This is a genomic window from Nocardiopsis sp. LOL_012, assembly GCF_048060475.1.
GTDB lineage: Bacteria > Actinomycetota > Actinomycetes > Streptosporangiales > Streptosporangiaceae > Nocardiopsis.
This window is the reverse complement of record NZ_JBHMIV010000073.1, coordinates 1-3188: the sequence shown is the minus strand read 5'-3', so window position 1 is coordinate 3188 and position 3188 is coordinate 1. Positions and strand designations below refer to the sequence as shown.

Below are 3188 nucleotides of genomic sequence, written 5' to 3'. Positions count from 1 at the left end.
GCGTGGTTCTTTTTCGCGGAAGAGCGCTCAATTCTTGAGGGCGGTGGCGAGTTCGTCCATGCTGTGGATGACCAGGTCGCACCCCAACGCACGGAACCGCTCGGCCTTACCCGGCTTGTTGGCATACCCCGCGGCCATCGCCCCCACCGCGTGCGCCGCCTCGATGTCGGTGGCCGAGTCGCCCACCATCAGGCACTCCCCGGCCTGGCCGACTGAGCGGCCACTCGGCGACGGCGTGTGGCTCCTTCACGTCCGGGAGGACGTCGAGAACGACATCGGACTGTGGGCGGTGCACGAATCCGCGCTCTCCGCGCACACGGTGACCACCGTCCCGGCCTGCCATACCTGGAGCGGCTACCACGCCGGAGGCGTCCTTCTCACCAACCACCGCCAGATTCGCCCTCGATGGCGACCATTAGTCCGATTCCCATCGGGAACCCCTTTGAACTGCGGTGTTACTACGACGACATGACACCATCGGCCACACGTGTGCCAAGTTCGATATTGGCCACCATAGGCCACGCCCCAGAGGTTTAGACCAAGCCGCAACCGCTTCTCTCCTCGTTGCACCCATCTTACGCAGGAGAGACACCCATGCCATCCTCCTCTTTGATCAATCTCAAACCCTCGCGATCCAGCGACTCCAGGGTTGCAGAGAACAATGCTCATCTGTTTGCATGTCAATGCCCGAAAGGAAATAAGACAAAAAGGAAACTCCTATGCTGAAAAGCCCTCTCGCTTCTGGTACCATTGCCGCCACCACAGCGATTTCACTCATGTTTGCCGGATTGTCTCCGGCGGCAGCCAAGGAGACGATGGGCATGAACGGCCAGGAGATGACGCAGGCCGACACCCACCTGCAGGCTTCCCCTGAAGAGGTAAACGCGATCCTCGCCCAGGAGCTGACCGAGGAAGAATTGTCCCTGGTCAACGAGTACTTCTTCGCCGCCCCTGAAGGCGAGGTCGAAACCCAGGCTCTGCCTGCCGTTGTTATCGCTGTCGCAGCCTGGTGTGCGCGTGGTGCGCTGGCCAGCGTTCCCACCACCGCCTTGACCGACATCATCAACGGAGGGTACTCCGGCTGGGAAACTTACGCGATGAACGCAGCCGTAGGGTGTCTGGTCGGCGAAGTCGGAGGGGTCGCATGGCGCTTGGTCCCCCAGGCGGCGAAAGAGGCCGCGATTCGCGCAGTGTTCGTCTACTACCTGTCCATTCGCGGCCCCGAGTAGCTCACCGAGCATGACGATCCGGGCCGCTGGAACGGAGGATGCGTAATGGGTTTCGTGATTGCTTTCCTCTTCCTGGCTAAGACATTCTTAGCTCTGACCCTCGTCTTCTTCGGGATCCTGGGAATCCGGCGCGGAAAAAACTATATCGGGGATGTCCCCGATCGTGTGGGTTTCGATCCAGCGTTGCGCAGGAAAGCGAACAAGGGACTCGTATTCTGGGGAACCTGTGCTTTCTTTCTATGTCTTCCACCGCTCCTGTGGTCGTTCAGTGCCGCGCTGTCCGAAGATCCGTTTCCGATGGTCGGACTTGCTCTTATCATCGCCTACAGTATCGTCACGACTTCGGTGCTTCTCTATCCCCTCGATCGGATCAAGAAGATGGGTTCTTCGGTGAATCAGCAGTGAATCCGTCTTCTGGGTCACCAATGAAGAGTACGCCCGGGCGTGATGCCGCCCACAGGCCCGAGGTCACACCACCGTGACCTTCCCCACCCCCGGCAACAGTTCGTTGCAGGGGGCTTTTCTATGCCTGCGCGACAAGACGGTTCATCTCGTTTTCGGTAGGGCCCGCATGTCAGGGTTCAGAACCAAGTCAGTCCAGCAGCAACCGAGCACGCCCCAACGACACGGCGTTACTCGCTCAAGAGCCCGCTTCGTGCTGAATCCCTGGCAGCGCTTTTCGGATCTCTCATGCTTTGAGGGCGGTGGCGAGTTCGTCCATGCTGTGGATGACCAGGTCGCACCCCAACGCACGGAACCGCTCGGCCTTACCCGGCTTGTTGGCATACCCCACAGCCATCGCCCCCACCGCGTGCGCCGCCTCGATATCGGTGACCGAGTCCCCCACCATCAGGCACTCCCCGGCCCGGACCCCGAGCTGCCGCAGGGCCGCCTCCAACAGGTGCGGGTGCGGTTTCATCAGAGCCGGATCGTCCCGGTCGCGGCCGTGCACACCCTCCACCAGGTGCTGGAGGCCATGGCGTGCCAGGAACGCCGCCACCGCCTCGGCCGAGTTGTTGGTGACCACCGCGACGGGGCGGCCACTGGCCCAACACTGCTCCAGCACGCCCACGGCCCCCGGGTGGGGGGCGGTTTGGGCCAGGGAGGCCAGCTCCGCGACGGTCAGGAACTCCTCCATCTGCGGGTGCAGGTGCGGATCCTGCCGGTGCAGGATCCGCAGGACCTGCATCGGGTCGCTGGTGTCGACCGCCCCGGCGACCCCGGCGCCGGACCGGGCGGCCAGGATGAGCAGGTCCGAGGCCACCGACGCGGCGGGATAGCCCGCGAAGGCGCTGCACACGGGCCCGTCGAAGTCGAGCAGGACCGCGCGGACCCGGTCTGTAGTGAACGTTGGCTGGTGGTCTTTCACTGGGGGCGCTCCCAGGCGATCGAGTTCCAGAGGCTGTCGAACCAGGCATGGGCCTGGGCGAGGTACTGCGAGCCCACCGAGTCGGGGTCGGGGCCGGCGCTGTGGTGGAAGAGGAGGCTGTCGCGGCCCATGAGGTCGTGGATCCGCGCGGTCTCCTGTCCGAGGGGGACGCGGTGTTCGGTGACGGGGTAGAAGCCGAAGAACGCCTGGGTGCGGTTGATCAGGTAGATCTTGCCCATGGGTACGAGCGGGTGCACGCGGGTGCACGCGGTGGCCTGCGGTACCAGGTCCAGGTGTTGGAGTTCGCTGACGAGGTCCTCGATGCCCTGGGTGTGGCGGAGCATGATGCGGCGCATCCGTGCGCGGGCCTGGGGGTCGTCCTGGCCGGTGTCGGAGCGTACCGGCAGGCCCCGTGGCTGGGACAGGTCGGTGACCAGGATACGGATGCGGATGCTGCGCGGGCGGGTGCGTCCCTCGCGGACCCGGTCCAGGGGTTCTTGGAGTGCTCCGTGGAGGGTCTCGCTGGAGAACCCGGCGAAGTCGATGGTGACCTGCTCGGCGGCGAAGGCCGCTTCGATGTGGGGGCGCAG

5 protein-coding genes are annotated in these 3188 nt (G+C 64.1%); 2 read left to right on the top strand and 3 right to left on the bottom strand.

Translation table 11 applies throughout. The features are described 5' to 3' along the window. Window positions 1–27: 27 nt before the first annotated feature. Window positions 28–192: an HAD hydrolase-like protein gene (locus tag ACFHWE_RS23410; RefSeq protein WP_416604033.1), complete on the bottom strand. Its 165-nt coding sequence runs from the start codon at window positions 190–192 to the stop codon at window positions 28–30. 527 nt (window positions 193–719) lie between these two features. Here ACFHWE_RS23410 and ACFHWE_RS23405 point away from each other — a divergent pair. Continuing rightward, on the top strand, window positions 720–1229 hold the full coding sequence (locus tag ACFHWE_RS23405) for a hypothetical protein (protein WP_416604032.1): 510 nt from the start codon (window positions 720–722) through the stop codon (window positions 1227–1229). A 45-nt stretch (window positions 1230–1274) separates the two neighbouring features. Beyond that, window positions 1275–1634: a hypothetical protein gene (locus tag ACFHWE_RS23400; RefSeq protein ID WP_416604031.1), complete on the top strand. Its 360-nt coding sequence runs from the start codon at window positions 1275–1277 to the stop codon at window positions 1632–1634. Between the two features lie 283 nt (window positions 1635–1917). On the opposite strand, the gene ACFHWE_RS23395 is transcribed toward ACFHWE_RS23400, so the two are convergent. Together ACFHWE_RS23395 and ACFHWE_RS23390 are read right to left on the bottom strand one after the other, a co-directional pair. Continuing rightward, complete coding sequence (locus tag ACFHWE_RS23395) at window positions 1918–2598, bottom strand: HAD family hydrolase (protein WP_416604030.1); 681 nt, start codon at window positions 2596–2598, stop codon at window positions 1918–1920. Continuing rightward, window positions 2595–3188 (bottom strand): GntR family transcriptional regulator (locus tag ACFHWE_RS23390; protein ID WP_416604029.1); only part of this gene is annotated, 594 nt, incomplete at its 5' end. The genes ACFHWE_RS23390 and ACFHWE_RS23395, both read right to left, overlap by 4 nt.

What these genes read in the sequence shown, in the direction of transcription:
- ACFHWE_RS23405 (WP_416604032.1), top strand. Translation starts at nt 720, where the DNA reads ATGCTGAAAAGCCCTCTCGCTTCTGGTACCATTGCCGCCACCACAGCG.
- ACFHWE_RS23400 (WP_416604031.1), top strand. Translation starts at nt 1,275, where the DNA reads ATGGGTTTCGTGATTGCTTTCCTCTTCCTGGCTAAGACATTCTTAGCT.